This window comes from Rahnella inusitata, from assembly GCF_018288855.1.
Lineage (GTDB): Bacteria > Pseudomonadota > Gammaproteobacteria > Enterobacterales > Enterobacteriaceae > Rahnella > Rahnella inusitata.
Window position 1 is genome coordinate 594,635 of the sequence record NZ_CP065024.1, and the last position, 17,245, is coordinate 611,879.

Genomic DNA, 17,245 nt, shown 5'->3' on the forward strand with positions numbered 1-17,245 from the left:
TCTTTCTTACCCGCTACTCCACATTTAGCCGGAATTCCCGGCGGTATAAAGACGGCGAGGTTTTGAACTGCTGCTGGAAGTGCCTGCGCATGGAAAGGGCGGAGGTGAAGCCGGATTCCTGTGCGATGCGTTCGACAGGCTGATCGGTTTTCTCGAGAAAACGCTGCGCCACGGCCAGACGCTGATTCAGCAGCCACTGTGTGACGGTTGTGCCGGTGGTTTGCTGAAAGCGACGGGTGAAGCTGCGACGACTCATGCAGGCTTTTTCGGCCATGACATCGACGGTCAGATCCTCTTGCAGATGCGCAGACGCCCAGCTCAGTGCCTGCATAAACCGGTCGCCGCTGACGGTGTTATAAACCGGCTGTTCAATAAATTGCGCCTGCCCGCCTTGCCGGTGCGGCGGAACCACCAGCTGCCGCGCCACGGAGTTCGCCGTCTCTGCGCCACACTGCTGGCGCACCAGATGCAGACAACAGTCGATGCTGGCGGCGGTGCCAGCGGAGGTCACGATATCGCCGTCATCGACGTAAAGCACGTTAGGGTCGACGGAGACCGACGGGTAGAGCCGCAAAAAGTCTGCCATCCAGTTCCAGTGCGTTGTCGCCGGGCGGCCATTAAGCAATCCGGCAGCGGCCAACACAAACGCGCCCATACACAGACCGATAATCTTCGCGCCACGGCGATGTGCCTGTATTAAGGCATCCGTCAGCTGGCGAGGCGGCGGCACATCCGGATCATTCCAGCTCGGCACAATCACCATATCTGCCCGTTCCAGCACGGCCAAAGAATGCTCAGCAACAATTGAAAACCCGGCATTGGTTCTCAGCTGGCCGGGTTCTGCCGAACAGACCTGCAACTGGTAGAGCGGCGTGCCGTCCGCGCTCAGGGCTTTTTCAAACACCGCACAAGGGACGGAAAGATGAAATGGAATGATCTGGTCAAACACCACAATACCGACCCTGATAACCGACATAATTGCTCCTTAATGGTGGTTTTGGCCTAAAACGACTGCTTTTCGTCACCTGCGTGGCTGTTGAGCAGCGGTGTAAATCTACACAATGCATCCCGTACCGCAAAGGGGAAACGTCTCCCGGCGAATCTTAACAACAGGATGAATACTGATGAAAAAATTAATGGCTTACAGCGTACTGGCTTTATCGATGGCGACTTCCGGCATGGCTTTCGCTGCCAAAACGCTGACCGCAGAGCAGGCACCGACGATCCGCACCATGAGCGGCGCGCAGGCGACCACGTCCCTGGTTGCGGATGAAACAGCGCTGGTTGTGATCGATTTTCAGAATGAATATTTCAGCGGCAAAATGCCGATCCCCGACGGCATGAAAGCGCTGACCCATACCCAAAGTTTAGTCAAATTTGCCCATCAGCATAAAATGCCGGTGTTCTTTGTGCGTCACATCGGCCCGGCTAACGGTCCGCTGTTTGCCCAGGGCAGTAAATTCGCTGAATTCCATAAAGATTTGCAGCCAGCGGGTAACGATCGGGTGATCACCAAAGAAACGCCAAGCTCGTTCGTCGGCACCGATCTGGATAAACAGCTCAAAGCGCTGGGCATCAAAAAAATCATCGTCACTGGCCTGATGACGCACATGTGTGTGTCTTCCACCGCGCGTGACGCCGTGCCACTGGGTTATGAAGTGATCATCCCGGAGGATGCGACGGCAACCCGCGATCTGGCAACGTGGGATAATAAAATCGTCGATCACGCGACGCTGCAACGCGCTGCATTGGCAGGAGTCGCGGATGTTTTCGCTGAAATAATAACCACCAAAGATGTGCTGGAATTACCGGTAAAATAACGATGCATTAAAACAAACAGGCCTGAGATCATGCGATCCCGGGCCTTTTTGTATCCAAAACAAATAGTTTCTGATTGGTATCATCTTGAAACATGTTGGTTTTTACCTAATGAAATTACTGCTGTATATCTGATGCTTTGTTACGCAACCATTTACGCAACTATGGGAATAAGGCGAAGAAATGTTTAGTAAACAATATGAAGTGGATGAGGCCCATATCGATTTTCAGGGTGTGGTGGATGGTTTGTACTATCCGTTTTACATGGAGTGGGCGCGCCACGCCTACATGCGAGAAGCACTGGGAATTGATATCGAAGCGGAATTTACTCAGGGCAACCTGTACATGGTATTAGAGTACTCCATGCGCTTTCGTAAAAGCCTGAAAAAAGGCGATCAGGTTGAAGTGACATGCGTACTTGAGAGAAATGAAAAACGTAATCGCGTTAACTTCGTTCAGCAGATCAAAGTTGAAGGCATCGTTTTCGCCGACGCCACTTTTGTTGCCACCTGCCTGACTAACGGGCGTCCCTCGATGCCAGATGCGGTGAAGAACGCGTTAGATCTGTAGCGGTGACGATCGTCAGGGAGTGATGCCAGATATAAAAAAACTGGCCTGTTACGGCCAGTTTTTCAACGTTACAAAGGTGCAGGGAGGATTTTCCTCGATTAACGCATGGTAACGAATTCTTCCGCGCCGGTCGGATGGATCGCGACGGTGTTGTCGAAGTCTTTTTTGGTTGCGCCCATTTTCAGTGCGACCGCGAAGCCCTGCAACATTTCGTCCATGCCGTAACCGATGCCGTGGATGCCAACGATTTTCTCGTCTTTACCGACGCACACCAGTTTCATGCGGCACGGCTGACGGTGCTGCGTGACGGCGGTGTACATAGCGGTAAACTGCGATTTGTAGACTTTCACGTTGTCTTCACCGAACTGCTCGATGGCCTGCGGTTCTGTCAGGCCGACCGTGCCGATTGGCGGGTGGCTGAAGACCACGGTGGCGATGTTGCTGTAATCCAGATGCTCATCCGGCTTGTTGTTGAACAGGCGTTCGGAAAGACGACGACCCGCCGCAACGGCCACTGGTGTCAGTTCGACCGCACCGGTGTTATCGCCCACAGCGTAAATGCCTTTTACGTTGGTGTTCTGGAATTTATCGACGACGATATAGCCTTTTTCGTTGGTTTTCACGCCGGTCGCTTTCAGATTGAAATTGTCAGTTTCCGGTTCGCGGCCAATCGCCCAGACCAGGCTGTCGACTTCAAATTCTTCGCCGTTTTCCAGCTTCAGTGTCAGGCTGCCATCGGCATTTTTCACCACTTCTTTAGGAATGGATTCTTTATGCAGTGCCGGGCCTTCGGCTTCCATGACTTCCACCAGCGTATCGACCATCAGCGGATCGAAGGTACGCAGCGGCGCATGTTTACGCACGAACAGGTGAGTTTCTGCCCCCAGACCGTTCATCACACCGGCGATTTCAACCGCGATATAACCTGCACCTACGACAGCAACGCGTTTCGGCATTTCGGTCAGATCGAAGAAACCGTCGGAGTCGATGCCGTATTCAGCACCAGGAATATTGGGATGGCTCGGGCGACCGCCGGTGGCGATCAGGATGTGATCTGCGGTGATTTTCTCGCCGTTCACTTCAACAGTATGATCGTCAACGAAACGCGCGAATCCTTTGATCACATCAACGTTGTTTTTGCCGAGCACGTTGTCGTAAGAGGTGTGGATACGGTCGATGTACGCGGTACGGTTGGCGACCAGCGTTTTCCAGTTGAAGCTGTTAACGGTGGTATCAAAACCGTAGTCCGGGCCGTAGTTGCGGATAGCTTCGGCGATCTGCGCGGCGTGCCACATCACTTTTTTCGGGACACAACCCACGTTGACGCATGTGCCGCCCAGCTCTTTAGCTTCGATCAGCGCGCATTTTTTCCCATACATGGCTGCACGGTTGATTGATGCGATACCGCCGCTGCCGCCGCCAATTGCCAGATAGTCATAATGTTTGGTCATCGGATTTTCCATGAATTGTGAAAAATGAAGAACGCCATACCGGCGTCGCTAATCTAAATAATTGCCCAAGAGTTTAGCTGGTTGTGGAAAAGATTGGATCAATGATTGCGATAGGTTTGATAGCCGGAGCCTTTGAAAACAGGCTCCGGCACAACAGAAGGTGGGATTACTCAGGCACGACCCATTTGACCGTCGTGTGACCTGTACCGGAGGGCACCAGCACTTTCAGCAACCACGGCAGGACGTTTTTCATCTGCTGCTCGAGTTTCCACGGCGGATTGATGACAATCATGCCGGAGGCCGTCATCCCGCGCTGATCGCTGTCCGGGCGCACGCCCAGTTCGATTTGCAGGATACGGCGAATGCCCGTGGCTTCCAGATCGCGCAGCATTTTTTTGATCTGCTGACGCATGACCACCGGATACCACAGCGCGTAAGTGCCAGTGGCAAAACGCTTGTAGCCTTCCTGAATGCCTTTGACCACGTCCTGATAATCGGTTTTCAGTTCGTATGGCGGATCCATCAGGATAAAGCCACGGCGTGACAGTGGCGGCAACTGAGCTTTCAGCTGCTGATAACCATCGGCGCGCGAAACACGGGTGCGGTCATCTTTCTGGAATTCACTGCGCAGCAGCGGGAAATCGCTCGGGTGCAATTCGGTCAGTTGCAGTTTGTCTTCTTCTCGCAACAGCTGACGGGCAATCAGCGGCGAACCAGGGTAATAACGCAGGTTCTCGTTGCGGTTGAAGTGGCCGACGACGGACATATAAGCCGCCAGTTCTTCAGGAATATCGTCACGCTGCCAGATGCGCGCGATACCTTCCAGATATTCACCCGTGCGTTCGGCGTGTTCGCCGCTCAGCTGGTAACGCCCGGCACCCGCGTGGGTGTCGAGATAAAGGAAGGGCTTATCTTTTTCTTTCAGAGACTCGATGATCAGGCTCTGCACGGTGTGTTTCAGTACGTCGGCATGGTTGCCTGCGTGAAAACTGTGGCGGTAACTCAGCATAACTTTATTGTTCCGGATTGGCGTAATGCCGACAGTATAAACTGTTTACATCCTTCATACTTCACGTTGCAGATGCAATCTCACTTACCGACCCAGCTGTTCTTAATTTTGAATTTGTCTGCGCGGTTATAACTGATTGAGTAGTTGAAGGTTTTGCCGTCTTCCAGTTTGGTGATCCCCGACACCTTCAGCATTGGCAGGCCGGATTCACTCTCCAGCAGTGCTGAAAGCGTGTCGTCAAACAGCGAGGCTTCGATCACTGAGTTGTAGAATTTAATTTTCCGGCCGACTTTATTCTCAATAAATTCATATAAAGACGCATTCTGTAAAATGTACTCGGGAATAATGTCGACGACCGCGCAGGGAATATAGGAGTCTTCGACCAGTACCGGAATATTGTCCACCAGTCTGACGCGGCGGATAAAATGCACGTCGTCATTTTCATCTATATCCAGCTGACCGGCGATATAGTCATCCGCTTTGAGGGTCTTCAGGCTGATTAAGCGACTGGAAACTTTGACGTTATCTTTAAATTCGCGCGAAAAACCGAGAATAGAATCGCTGGTGCCGTTATTGAGCAGATAAACGTTGTCTTCAATAACTTTGGTGACGTACATGCCTTTGCCATGAATGCGCTCAATAAAGCCTTCCTGCTCCAGCATATGCATGGCTTTTTGCAGTGTTACGCGCGTCACTTCATAACGCACAGCCAGTTCCCGCTCAGAAGGAATTTTGTCCCCGACCCGATATTCTTTATTGAGGATCGCCTGTTTCAGGCTGTTTTTAATATCAATATAACGGGCGACCATGGGGGTAACTTCTTCATGTTGTGGTGTATTTTCGAACAGTATAGACATTCGCACCGCCAACCGGAAGCCTCAACTCCCGGCCGGCAGGCGTTTTAGCTGAGTCTGACAAGCGCCGGAGTGGGTTGTTCAAACGCACGGTGCAGAATTTCCATGGTGGTCATCACATCCGCTACAGAGACATACGGCGGTGCCCCCTGACATAACGTGGCATACACGGCATCGTAAACGCGTCCATAATCCCCGTTGCCCGCATCAACACGTTCGGTGAGGGCTTCCCCCTGTGCATCCAGATATTTCAACGCACCGTATTCCGTTTCCTGACCAAAGTCTGACGTCCCCGGTAATTTCCCGGCTTTCAGACACGTTTCCTGCTGGTCAATATTTTGTTTAATAAATGAGCCTTTTTCCCCGTGAAGGATGAATTTCGGATAAGGCTGCATCACCAGATGGCTGCATTTAATAATGGCCTTTGTATCGCCATAATAAAGTTGCAGTTCAAATGTGTCGTCAGGGTTACTTTTATTACGCACTGAACGTATATCGTAATGCACGCATTCGGGCCGACCGAAGAGGCTGACGACCTGATCGACCAGATGAACACCGAGCCCGTAAAACGCACCATGGGTATAATCTGCCGGTGCATCGGGCGCGTCAGGACGGAAATAATCGAAATGACTTTCTAACTCGACAATGTTACCCAGCACGCCACTGCTGATGACTTTTTCTACGGCCAGAAAACAGCTGTCGAAACGCCTGTTCTGATAAGGTGTCACTGTCAGTCCTTTTTCCGCCGCAAGCGAAAATAACAACTGCGCTTCTGCCAGCGTCCGTGTAAACGGCTTTTCGACAATGACATTTTTACCGTGCTCCAGGCACAGTTTGGCGTAGTCAAAATGGGTTTGCGGCGGCGTACACAGCGTCACCAGCGTAATGCTGTCGTCGAGCAGAATATCGTTCAGATCGGATGTGAAGCGGATGCCCTGATAAGCCTCTTCTTTTTCAATGTCCGGATGACGAGTGATATCGAAAATGGTTTTAACCTGAAAAGTATCGCGTCGCTGCAAAACGTAGGGTAAATGGTAGCGTGTCGCGCTTTTTCCGAATCCTACAAACGCACAGTTTATCTTCATGATATTTCCTTCTTCTGTGTTCCGCGTTTATGCATTGGCCTGCGCTGCCGCCGCAGGGATTGTTGCCTCTTCCTGTGCCAGCTGTTTCTTTTCCATCAGCCGGAAGAAAGGATAATAAATGATTGTCGAAATAATAATCATGACGCCTGACCAGATTGCCGCAGGGATATTCCCACCGGTGGCAAAATACGCATTCAGGAACGGCGGCATCGTCCAGGGGATTTGCAATACAGGGCGGCCAATAATATTAAATGCCATCAGGAAATAAGACATCGTACACAGCAGCATGGGCGTAATGATTAACGGTAGCATCATCAACGGATTAAACACCATCGGAACACCAAAAATGACCGGTTCATTTATACAAAATAGCGAGGGCGCAAAAGACATTCTGCCCAGCGATTTATAATAACGACTTTTCGACATCATCATCGCCAGAACCAGCCCCATGGTTGCGCCGGAACCGCCTGTGCAGATAAAGAAATTATAAAAGCCCTCGGCAAAAATATGCGGGATCGGCTGGTGGCTGAGATACGCCTGCGTATTTTCAACAATAAACTTGAGAAATATCGGTGCGGTAATACCAGAAAGTACGTTGGTGCCGTGAATGCCGCAGCACCAGAGCAACGAGATAAGAAACACCAGAATCAGCATGCCCGGCAGCGTGCCGAGCCCGATAACCAGTGGGCTGAGGATCAGCGTGAAAAACGCGTTAATATCAAAATGCAAAATCACCCGCACAAACCACACCAGCGCCAGGCAAACAATGGCGGGTATGACGCTGACAAAGGATTGCAGAACGGCAGGGGGGACATTGTCCGGCAGACGGATATAGATTTTATGTTCGATGAAAAAGCGGATGATATAGACGGTCAGAATGGAAAGAATAATGGCCGAAAATAACCCTGAAGCCCCGAGATTATCGACATTTAGCGTGTAATCATCATTCAACTGCGCCATCAGAAAAACGGCGACAGTAATAGCGCAGCAGGTCAGCCCGTCGAGCTTATAATGTTTCGCAAGATTATAACTGATGCCCATTGCCGAAATTAAACCGATGATCCCGAAGGTGACGAGAACCGGAGCATTCAGCGCCGTGCCAAACTGACCTAAATATTCAGTCCAGCCGGTGATCGGCAGGTTGGCGATAATCAGGAAAATACTGCCGGAGATAATAAACGGCAGCGTCAGGGTAATACCGTTGCGCACCGCAACCAGAATAACGTTATCCCCGACTTTCACCAGACAGGGCACCAGCCGTGACTCTATGAATTTCATCATGATGTTATATGCCTGTCATTGTTAATATTGCGGCAGAAAAGGCCGGTTAACCGCGAGGTATTCATCGAGAATTTTTTCCGCGATATCCACTGACGGGATCAGCGGATGCACCGAAAGCGCCATTAATGCCGTGGAATAATCTCCGGTGACGGCAGCTTCGATCGTGAGTTCTTCAAAGGCTTTGACGCTCTGGATCAGACCGCGTATTTTCGCCGGTAAACGGCCATAGGCCAGCGGGTGCGCGCCCTGACGATCAATCACCGCGTTCGTTTCAATCACGCTGTTTTCATCCAGATCGGGCGTTGCGCCGCGATTAAGCGTGTTGACGACGTGGATCTCCTGTTTGTTGTTAAAAATCGCGCTGATGATTGAACAGGCGGTATCGGAGTAATACGCGCCCCCACGGCTTTCCAGTTCTTTCGGTTTAGTATCCAGCCGCGGGTTTTTATAGATTTCAAAAAGATGGCGTTCAATTTCCCGTGTCTGCTCTGCACGCGTGCCGCGCATCTGGCTGTCCTCCACGCTGTGCGCCACCATTTCACGCTGCAGATAGAAATATTTCAGGTAGGAAAGGGGATACAGCCCGAGCGCGCGGATAAAAGCAGGCATTAATCCGGTATCGGGGATATTTTTCTGCTGATTCTGGCCATTGCCCTGCGCCAGTTTTTCAATGAATTCTGCCGTAACGTCGTGGCCTTTTACGGCGATCTGATCGGCAAAAATGAGGTGGTTCAGCCCCATTACGCGGGCATAAACGTCCTGACGACACACGTCATAAACCTTCGCGATATCCATCATCATGCTGTTCGCGCCGCTGCAAATACCCAGCGTTTTTATGCGCGAATATTTTTCAATGGCCTCAGTGACAATACCGGCCGGATTGGTGAAGTTGATCAGCCATGCATCCGGACAAAGCCTTTCCATATCGCGGCACAAATCTAACAGCACGGGGATGGTCCGCTGCGCTTTCATAAACCCGCCTGCGCCGGTGGTTTCCTGCCCGAGAACGCCGTATTTCAGCGGGATCGCCTCGTCGTGAATACGCGCTTCCTGCTGGCCAACGCGCAACTGCGTGGTGACGAAATCCGCATTGCGCAGTGCGGCCTCGCGGTCGGTGGTCAGATGCACCGTCATCGGTATTCCGGCTTTTTTCACCATTCTTTGCACCAGCGCCCCGACGATTTTCAGCTTTTCCTCACCGGCGGCGATATCGACCAGATAATAATCCGAGACAGGCATTTCATCGTAACGCCGGATAAAACCGTCGATCAGTTCCGGTGTGTAGCTTGAGCCTCCGCCTATCGTGACAATTTTGAGTGCTTTCATATCCGTTTATTCCCTTAATCGTGATGTAGTTAAACTGGCGTATGCCAGATGAAAATAACAGGATTAACTCTGCTGTAAACAGGGTTTAACGGGCGGCTAGGGGCAAAGGTCAAAAATGCGAAGCAGGTCTACTTGCAGCCTGATGTAACGGACTGGACTCATTGAAAACATGAATGTCTGTGGCTGGCGGGCGAAATCGCCGCCCCCCATTGATTTCCCCATCCCTTGACCGCATGTTAGAAGTTACGTCATCTTTAAGACGACCCGAATTCACGGCGTGGTGCGCCACAGGCGTATCACCCCCAACGCTATAACGAAGGACTGGCCCTATGACTGAACAGCAAAACGCGTCGAATCCGCTCTTAAAACCGTTCTCCCTGCCGCCTTTCTCTGCGATCCAACCTGAACATATTGTCCCTGCGATGAAGTCTGCGATCGAAGAAAGCCGTCAGACCATCGAACGTGTGGTCGCGCAAGGCGCGCCGTATACCTGGGAAAATCTGTGCCAGCCGCTGGCGGAAAGCGACGACCGTCTGGGGCGCATCTGGTCACCGGTCGGTCATTTGAACGCGGTAAAAAATAGCCCGGAGCTGCGCGAAGCCTACGAGCAGTGCCTGCCGATTTTGTCTGAATTCAGTACCTGGGCGGGTCAGCACGCCGGTTTGTATCAGGCGTATTGCGATTTAAAAGCCAGCGAGCATTTTACTACGCTGTCCGTGGCGCAGAAAAAAGCCATTGATAACGCGCTGCGTGATTTCGAGCTTTCCGGCATTGGCTTGCCGCTGGAAAAGCAGAAACGCTATGGCGAAATTTCTGCACGTCTGTCTGAGCTCGGTTCGACCTACAGCAACAACGTGCTCGATGCCACGATGGGCTGGAGCAAGCTCATCACTGATGAAAATGATCTGAAAGGTTTACCTGAAAGCGCGCTGGCGGCGGCGAAAGCGCTGGCCGAATCCAAAGAGCAGGAAGGCTGGTTGCTGACGCTGGATATCCCGAGCTATCTGCCGGTCATCACCTACGGCGAAAACCGCGCGCTGCGTGAAGAAATGTACCGCGCGTTCGGTACCCGCGCGTCCGATCAGGGCCCGAATGCCGGTAAGTGGGACAACAGCGAAGTGATGGCGGAGATTTTGTCACTGCGTCACGAACTGGCACAGTTGCTGGGCTTTGATTCTTACGCGGATATGTCGCTGGCTACCAAAATGGCCGAAAGCCCGAAACAGGTGATCGACTTCCTCAGTGGTCTGGCGACCCGTGCGCGTCCGCAAGGTGAGCAGGAACTGGCTCAGCTGCGCGCGTTCGCGAAAGAACATTACGGCGTTGATGAGATGGAAGCCTGGGATTTGCCGTTCTACGGCGAAAAACAGAAACAGCATCTGTTCTCCATCAACGATGAGCAACTACGTCCGTATTTCCCTGAACAGCGCGCGCTGGAAGGGCTGTTCGAAGTGGTGAAACGCATTTACGGCATCACCGCTAAAGAACGTAAAGACGTGGAAACCTGGCACAAAGACGTGCGGTTCTTCGATCTGTTTGATGAAACCGGCGAACTTCGCGGCAGTTTCTATCTCGACCTGTACGCCCGCGAGCACAAACGCGGTGGTGCATGGATGAACGACTGCGTCGGCAGCATGCGTAAAGCCGACGGCGAGCTGCAAAAGCCGGTCGCCTACCTGACCTGCAACTTTAACGGACCGGTCGGCAATAAACCGGCGCTGTTCACCCACAACGAAGTTACCACGCTGTTCCATGAGTTCGGTCACGGCCTGCATCATATGCTGACCCGCATCGATACTCCGGGAGTCGCCGGTATTTCCGGTGTGCCTTGGGATGCCGTCGAGCTGCCGAGCCAGTTTATGGAAAACTGGTGCTGGGAGCCGGACGCACTGGCATTCATCTCCGGCCATTTCGAAACGGGCGAACCGCTGCCAAAAGAGATGCTGGATAAGATGCTGGCGGCGAAGAACTATCAGGCGGCGCTGTTTATTCTGCGTCAGCTGGAGTTCGGTCTGTTCGATTTCCGTATGCATGCGGAATATGACCCGGCAAAAGGCGCGCAGATCCTGCAAACCCTGAGTGAAATCAAGAAGCTGGTTGCCGTGGTGCCATCACCGAGCTGGGGACGTTTCCCGCACGCGTTTAGCCATATTTTTGCCGGCGGGTATGCGGCTGGTTATTACAGCTATCTGTGGGCAGAAGTGTTGTCAGCTGATGCGTATTCCCGCTTCGAAGAAGAAGGGATTTTCAACCGCGAAACCGGTCAGTCATTCCTCGATAATATCCTTTCACGTGGGGGTTCCGAAGAGCCGATGGAGCTGTTCAAGCGCTTCCGCGGGCGTGAACCGCAGCTGGATGCTATGCTGCGCCATTACGGTATCAAAGGATAACCTCTGCCTGTGAGTGTGTGTTTACTGTGTGAAGAAGGCGCCGACGAAGGCGCCTTATCTGTTCTGGCGCAGCGCTGGAATCTGACGTCTGACCCCGACGCGGTGATGGCGCTGGTTCTTACGCCTGAACGTCTGGAATTACGCAAACGCGACGAGCCAAAACTCGGCGCGATTTTTGTCGATTTCGTCGGTGGTACCCTGGCGCACCGTCGCAAATTCGGCGGCGGGCGCGGTGAAGCCGTGGCGAAAGCGGTGGGTGTCAAAGGGCGCTATCTGCCAGATGTGGTGGATGCGACGGCTGGACTGGGCCGCGATGCGTTTGTGCTGGCGTCATTAGGTTGCAAAGTCCGGATGCTTGAGCGAAATCCTGTGGTGGCAGCACTGCTCGATGACGGGCTGGCGCGCGGTTACCGCGATGCGGAAATCGGACCGTGGCTTCGTGAGCGTATGACGCTGCTGCATGCGTCCAGCCTGACGGCGCTCTCTGAGCTTTCGCCGAAACCGGAAGTGGTGTATCTCGACCCGATGTATCCGCACAAACAGAAAAGTGCGCTGGTGAAGAAAGAGATGCGCGTGTTTCAGGGGCTGGTGGGTCCGGATGATGACGCCGATGGTCTGCTGGAACCGGCGCGCCGCTTAGCGACCAAGCGCATCGTGGTAAAACGCCCGGATTACGCGCCACCGATGGCCGATATTCCTGCGCAAGCCGCCGTGGTGACCAAAAGCCACCGGTTTGATATTTATACGCCGCTGTAAGAACACAACGAGATCGCAAAGAAACCAGAAAGCACCGCACCTGCGTTCTGGATAAAAAAATGCCCGCCGGTTTTCACCTGCGGGCATTTTTACGTCAACGCTTTGGCGATTTACGCTTCTTCTTCCTCGTCACGCAGTGGGACGATCAGCATGTCGATATGGACGGTATTAATGAGCTGGCGCGCGGAGGACATCAGTTTGCTCCAGAAATCCTGGTGATGGCCGCACAGCACTAAATCCACGCCGTATTTGTTGATTGCATCGACCAGCACCTGCGCAAGATCGCCGCTGCCGCTCAGGGTTTCGGAAATCGGATAACCGGCGTTTTGCGACAATTCATTCAGCGCGTGGTGGGTTTCTTCCGAAATTCGTTTTTGCATGTCGCCCAGATTGACGTCAATAAGGCCGGTATACAGGTCCGAATAGTTCACATCAACGTGGATCAGGGACACTTTGGCGTTATACGGACGCGCCATGGAGACGGCTTTCTCAACTAAAACCTTGCTCTCTGGCGACAGGTCTACTGCAATGAGTATGTGTTTGTAAGCCATAAGAAAACTCCTTCCATAAGTCGGTTAACAGCAATATCAGCATCATGCGAAACTCATGCTTTTAGTATAGCCCCAAAATGGTTAAAGAAATCAAGCATACAGATCCCATTTCCTTATCTGATAAAGCATAGATAGAAATAATATGAGCCAGCGTCCCCATTTCCAGATTCGTTTCCTACACTCAATGAATGCAGGGTTCTCCTGCTTTGGCAATTTTCTGTGATGTGAAAAGGGGCGGACCGCGTTGTGTCCGGGGGTGTGAAATCGCGGAAAGGCAGGGCGAAACGTCGGGTGTGTGGCCGATTGCGGGCCGCATCGCGCGGGGTGAGTTCTCCTTGAGGGGGAATCATGATCAGTCCCGTTGCGCTATTTTGGGCTTTATGTTTTGTGTGTGTGGTGAATATGCTGCGCTATTACTCTTCTCTGCGCGCATTGCTGGTGGTGCTTCGGGGATGCGATCCCTTGCTGTATCAGTACGTGGATGGCGGTGGATTCTTTACGTCTCACGGCCAACCGAGCAAGCAGATAAGGCTGGTGCGATATATCTATGCTCAGCGTTACGTTGAACATCACGACCCTGAGTTTATCCGTCGTTGTGAGAGAGTTCGTGGTCAGTTTGTTCTGACGACCGCGCTGGTGGGGCTTATCCTCATCAGTATGCTGGCGATGCTCATCTGGTATTAACCCTGAATAATCGTTGTGAGGATGTGTGAAAAAGGAAACAAAAAGGCGACCTGTGATTGCTCACAAGGTCGCCTTTTTCTTACCTGAGCCGCAGCTCAGACGTTTATCAGATAAGCTTCAGCGCAATCCAGTACAGCAGGCCGGAAAGTACAATCGAGACCGGCAGGGTTAAAATCCATGCCATCGCGATGTTCTTCACGGTTTTAGACTGCACACCGCCGCCGTCCACGATCATGGTGCCCGCAACCGCAGAGGACAGCACGTGCGTGGTGGAGACTGGCATACCGGTGTAACTTGCCACGCCGATAGACACCGCCGCCGTCAGCTGCGCAGACAGGCCCTGTGCGTAGGTCATGCCTTTCTTACCGATCTTCTCACCAATGGTGGTCGCAACGCGCTTCCAGCCAATCATGGTACCCAGCGCCAGCGCCAGTGCTACCGCGATGATGATCCAGATCGGAGCATATTCGACGGTCTGAAGAATGTCGGTTTTCAATTCGCCGAGGAAGCGTTTATCCGCAGGCGAGGTTTCCGGCAGCTTCGCCACTTTATCGGCCGTATCAGACACACACATCAGCAGGCGACGCATATGGCTGCGTTCATCCGTTGCCAGGGCGCTGTAAGACGGCAGATTGGTCAGCAGCGTTTGCGCGCGGCCGATAGCGTCGAGTGCGTGGCTGCTGTCGCAGTGGAACACTTTCGTAGCGTCGGTCGGTGCGATATTCACGTCTGGCGCAGGCACCAGAGGCGTTTGCGCGACCACGTGCGGTACTGCATCAACATGCTGCTGATAGTACTGTCCGAGGTGCGTCACGGCGTCGCGGGTACGAGTGATATCGTAACCCGTGGCGCTCATGTTGAGCACAAAACCTGCCGGAGCCACACCAATCAGGACCAGCATGATCAGGCCGATACCTTTCTGACCATCGTTTGCGCCGTGAGAGAAACTCACGCCAATAGCCGACAGGATCAGGCCGATACGGGTCCAAAAGGGTGGCTTCTTCTTGCCGTCTTTCTTTTCACGTTCAGCAGGCGTCAGGTGGATACGAGCATGTTTCTTATTGCCACTCCAGTAGCGACGCAGCAGGAAAATCATGGTTCCTGCGACAATCATCCCCACCAGAGGCGAGATAATCAGAGAGGCAAAAATACCGATCATTTTAGGAATGTTTAATGCATCGACCACGGAGGTGTGAGTCATCAATGCATTGGTCAACCCTACGCCAATGATGGCGCCGATCAGCGTGTGTGAGCTGGACGCCGGCAGACCAAAATACCAGGTGCCGAGGTTCCAGATGATCGCTGCCAGTAACATCGAGAACACCATGGCAAGGCCATGCGTGGAACCAACGTTGAGCAGAAGATCGGTTGGAAGCAAATGAACGATGGCATAAGCCACACTCAAACCACCGAGTATGACGCCAAGGAAGTTAAATACCCCTGCCATCACGACCGCTAATTGCGAACGCATTGCCCGGGTATAGATGACGGTTGCTACTGCATTGGCCGTATCATGAAAACCGTTGATGGCTTCATAGAACAGAACAAACAGTAACGCGAGAATCAATAACGAACCGGTATGAAAATCCAACCCGGCAAATAGATGCAGCATAATTGTTACGCCAGTTAGTGGTCATGAACGCCGCGCATTATCTGCGAGAACAGGGTGTCTATAAAAGGAAAATATGACATTTTTTTGATTAAAAACGGGTCAAAAAAAGCCGAAGCGGAGATTAAATCAATAATAATCAGTGATTTATTTACCCTTTCTTAATTGAAACATTTGCTTACTTAGCGCCATAAAACCCTGCTGCGACTGGTGTAACCCCTGTCAGTCACTTACAATCCGCGGCGCATGGCGGGCAAAATCGGCCCAGAAGCAGAGCGTATCCTATTTAAAACGTAGCTGAATTTTACGAAAAGAGAGGCCAAAAGTGGAACAGGTTGATGTGGTAGTCATTGGTGCGGGTGCGGCAGGCATGTTCTGTGCAGCGCAGGCCGGACAGGGTGGCTGCCGGGTTCTGCTGCTGGATAATGGCAAGAAAACCGGACGCAAAATTTTGATGTCCGGGGGCGGACGCTGCAATTTTACTAATCTATATGCCGAACCTGCTGCCTATCTTTCGGAAAACCCGCACTTCTGTAAATCCGCACTGGCGCGTTACACCCAGTGGGATTTTATCGACATGGTCAACCGCTACGGCATCGCCTGGCATGAGAAAACGCTCGGCCAGCTATTCTGCGACGACTCCGCCCAACAGATTGTCGCTATGCTCGATAAAGAGTGCGAGCTGGGGAATGTGGATGTACGACTGCGTAGCGAGATTTCCGACGTTCAAAAAACTGAAGACGGCTTTATTATCAAAGTGAACGGCTCAACTGTAAGTACTCACTCACTTGTGGTGGCGAGCGGCGGGCTTTCCATGCCGGGGCTGGGCGCAACGCCATTCGGTTATCGTCTGGCCGAGCAGTTTGGCCTGAAAGTTTTACCGACCCGCGCCGGTCTGGTGCCGTTTACCCTGCATAAACCGCTGCTCGACCATTTGCAGACATTGTCCGGCGTCTCGGTGCCTTCGGTGCTGACCGCGCAGGATGGCACCGTTTTTCGCGAAAGCATTTTGTTTACCCATCGCGGCATGTCCGGCCCGGCGGTTTTACAGCTATCCAGCTACTGGCAACCGGGTGAGTTTGTGAGCATTAACTTACTTCCAGACACTGACCTGGCGGCATTTCTTAACGCTCAGCGACAGGAACATCCGAATCAAAGCCTGAAAAACACGCTGGCGATGCAACTGCCGAAGCGTCTGGTCGAATGCCTGCAAACCCTCGGTCAGCTACCGGACGTCACGCTGAAACAGCTGAACGTGCCGCAACAGGCCGAACTGGTTGAGCAACTGCAGAACTGGCAGGTGCAGCCGAACGGCACCGAGGGTTACCGCACGGCGGAAGTGACTCTCGGTGGTGTCGATACCAAAGAACTTTCCTCGAAAACGATGGCGGCGGCCAAAGTCCCCGGTCTGTATTTCATCGGCGAAGTGGTAGACGTCACCGGCTGGCTGGGGGGTTATAACTTCCAATGGGCATGGAGTTCAGCGTGGGCGTGTGCGCAGGATTTGGTGGCTGTTTTGGAACAATAAACTTTGTACAGTAATTACACTCCATCACGTCAGCATTGGTGGCGTTGACCCGCTCTCTGTATGTGATCCAGCCATAATCAGGAATAACCGGCTTCTTTGGGTAATATGCCGGAGATAGGTGTCATGACCATCTGGCGAGAGCTAACACGTAGTGGAAGTGAAAGCAGATTAGAGGCCAACAACTAGACCAACTCAAATGGGGTAATGTATTGATTCACAAGCCTCAGCTAAAAAACCATTATCGCCATCTCCTAAAGTTTTTGTGATTTTTTTCTGATTGGTTATGCAAAGAATACCTAATCTATGAATGATTGTTTTGTAATCTTTTTCATT

Annotated in this window: 15 protein-coding genes; 6 read left to right on the forward strand and 9 right to left on the reverse strand. The window is 52.4% G+C overall.

Features of this window, described 5'->3' with window-relative positions; all coding sequences use genetic code 11:
* Positions 1–13: 13 nt before the first annotated feature.
* Positions 14–976 (reverse strand): GlxA family transcriptional regulator, encoded by a 963-nt coding sequence (locus I2123_RS02715; RefSeq protein WP_112167490.1) that lies wholly within the window; start codon positions 974–976, stop codon positions 14–16.
* Between the two features lie 148 nt (positions 977–1,124).
* Between I2123_RS02715 and I2123_RS02720 the strand changes: the two genes are divergently transcribed.
* Complete coding sequence (locus I2123_RS02720) at positions 1,125–1,820, forward strand: cysteine hydrolase family protein (protein WP_213051757.1); 696 nt, start codon at positions 1,125–1,127, stop codon at positions 1,818–1,820.
* 181 nt (positions 1,821–2,001) lie between these two features.
* Entirely contained in the window at positions 2,002–2,388 is a 387-nt protein-coding gene (locus tag I2123_RS02725; protein ID WP_112167492.1) for an acyl-CoA thioesterase, read from the forward strand.
* A gap of 98 nt (positions 2,389–2,486) precedes the next feature.
* Here the strand turns inward: I2123_RS02725 and gorA are convergent, their stop codons facing one another.
* The 6 genes from gorA to I2123_RS02755 all read right to left on the reverse strand — a co-directional run bounded on the left by gorA (position 2,487) and on the right by I2123_RS02755 (position 9,394).
* Positions 2,487–3,839 carry a glutathione-disulfide reductase gene (gene gorA / locus I2123_RS02730; protein ID WP_112167493.1) on the reverse strand — a complete coding sequence of 451 codons (1,353 nt, stop codon included), beginning with the start codon at positions 3,837–3,839 and terminating at the stop codon, positions 2,487–2,489.
* Positions 3,840–4,005: 166 nt separating this feature from the next.
* Positions 4,006–4,848: a 23S rRNA (adenine(2030)-N(6))-methyltransferase RlmJ gene (locus tag I2123_RS02735; RefSeq protein WP_112167494.1), complete on the reverse strand. Its 843-nt coding sequence runs from the start codon at positions 4,846–4,848 to the stop codon at positions 4,006–4,008.
* Between the two features lie 80 nt (positions 4,849–4,928).
* Positions 4,929–5,705, reverse strand: coding sequence for a GntR family transcriptional regulator (locus I2123_RS02740; protein ID WP_244207772.1), 777 nt, complete (start codon positions 5,703–5,705; stop codon positions 4,929–4,931).
* 44 nt (positions 5,706–5,749) lie between these two features.
* The gene (locus tag I2123_RS02745) at positions 5,750–6,787 is read right to left on the reverse strand and encodes an oxidoreductase (RefSeq protein WP_213051758.1); all 1,038 of its coding nucleotides are present in this window, start codon (positions 6,785–6,787) and stop codon (positions 5,750–5,752) included.
* 27 nt (positions 6,788–6,814) lie between these two features.
* A complete protein-coding gene (locus tag I2123_RS02750) occupies positions 6,815–8,068 on the reverse strand; it encodes a PTS sugar transporter subunit IIC (RefSeq protein WP_213051759.1) in 1,254 nt (417 codons plus the stop codon).
* A 21-nt stretch (positions 8,069–8,089) separates the two neighbouring features.
* Positions 8,090–9,394 carry a 6-phospho-beta-glucosidase gene (locus I2123_RS02755; RefSeq protein ID WP_213051760.1) on the reverse strand — a complete coding sequence of 435 codons (1,305 nt, stop codon included), beginning with the start codon at positions 9,392–9,394 and terminating at the stop codon, positions 8,090–8,092.
* Positions 9,395–9,723: 329 nt separating this feature from the next.
* Between I2123_RS02755 and prlC the strand changes: the two genes are divergently transcribed.
* Positions 9,724–11,784, forward strand: a complete 2,061-nt coding sequence (gene prlC, locus I2123_RS02760) for an oligopeptidase A (protein WP_213051761.1) — start codon at positions 9,724–9,726, stop codon at positions 11,782–11,784.
* Positions 11,785–11,793: 9 nt separating this feature from the next.
* Entirely contained in the window at positions 11,794–12,540 is a 747-nt protein-coding gene (gene rsmJ, locus I2123_RS02765; RefSeq protein ID WP_112167499.1) for a 16S rRNA (guanine(1516)-N(2))-methyltransferase RsmJ, read from the forward strand.
* A 110-nt stretch (positions 12,541–12,650) separates the two neighbouring features.
* Here rsmJ and uspA read toward each other — a convergent pair whose 3' ends face one another.
* Positions 12,651–13,091, reverse strand: a complete 441-nt coding sequence (gene uspA / locus I2123_RS02770) for a universal stress protein UspA (RefSeq protein WP_014333460.1) — start codon at positions 13,089–13,091, stop codon at positions 12,651–12,653.
* Between the two features lie 348 nt (positions 13,092–13,439).
* Here uspA and uspB point away from each other — a divergent pair, with 348 nt between their 5' ends.
* Positions 13,440–13,775, forward strand: coding sequence for a universal stress protein UspB (uspB, locus tag I2123_RS02775; protein WP_112167500.1), 336 nt, complete (start codon positions 13,440–13,442; stop codon positions 13,773–13,775).
* Between the two features lie 106 nt (positions 13,776–13,881).
* Here the strand turns inward: uspB and pitA are convergent, their stop codons facing one another.
* Positions 13,882–15,387 (reverse strand): inorganic phosphate transporter PitA, encoded by a 1,506-nt coding sequence (gene pitA / locus I2123_RS02780; RefSeq protein ID WP_213051762.1) that lies wholly within the window; start codon positions 15,385–15,387, stop codon positions 13,882–13,884.
* Positions 15,388–15,709: 322 nt separating this feature from the next.
* Here pitA and I2123_RS02785 point away from each other — a divergent pair, with 322 nt between their 5' ends.
* Positions 15,710–16,912, forward strand: coding sequence for a BaiN/RdsA family NAD(P)/FAD-dependent oxidoreductase (locus I2123_RS02785; protein ID WP_213051763.1), 1,203 nt, complete (start codon positions 15,710–15,712; stop codon positions 16,910–16,912).
* The last annotated feature ends 333 nt before the right edge of the window (positions 16,913–17,245 follow it).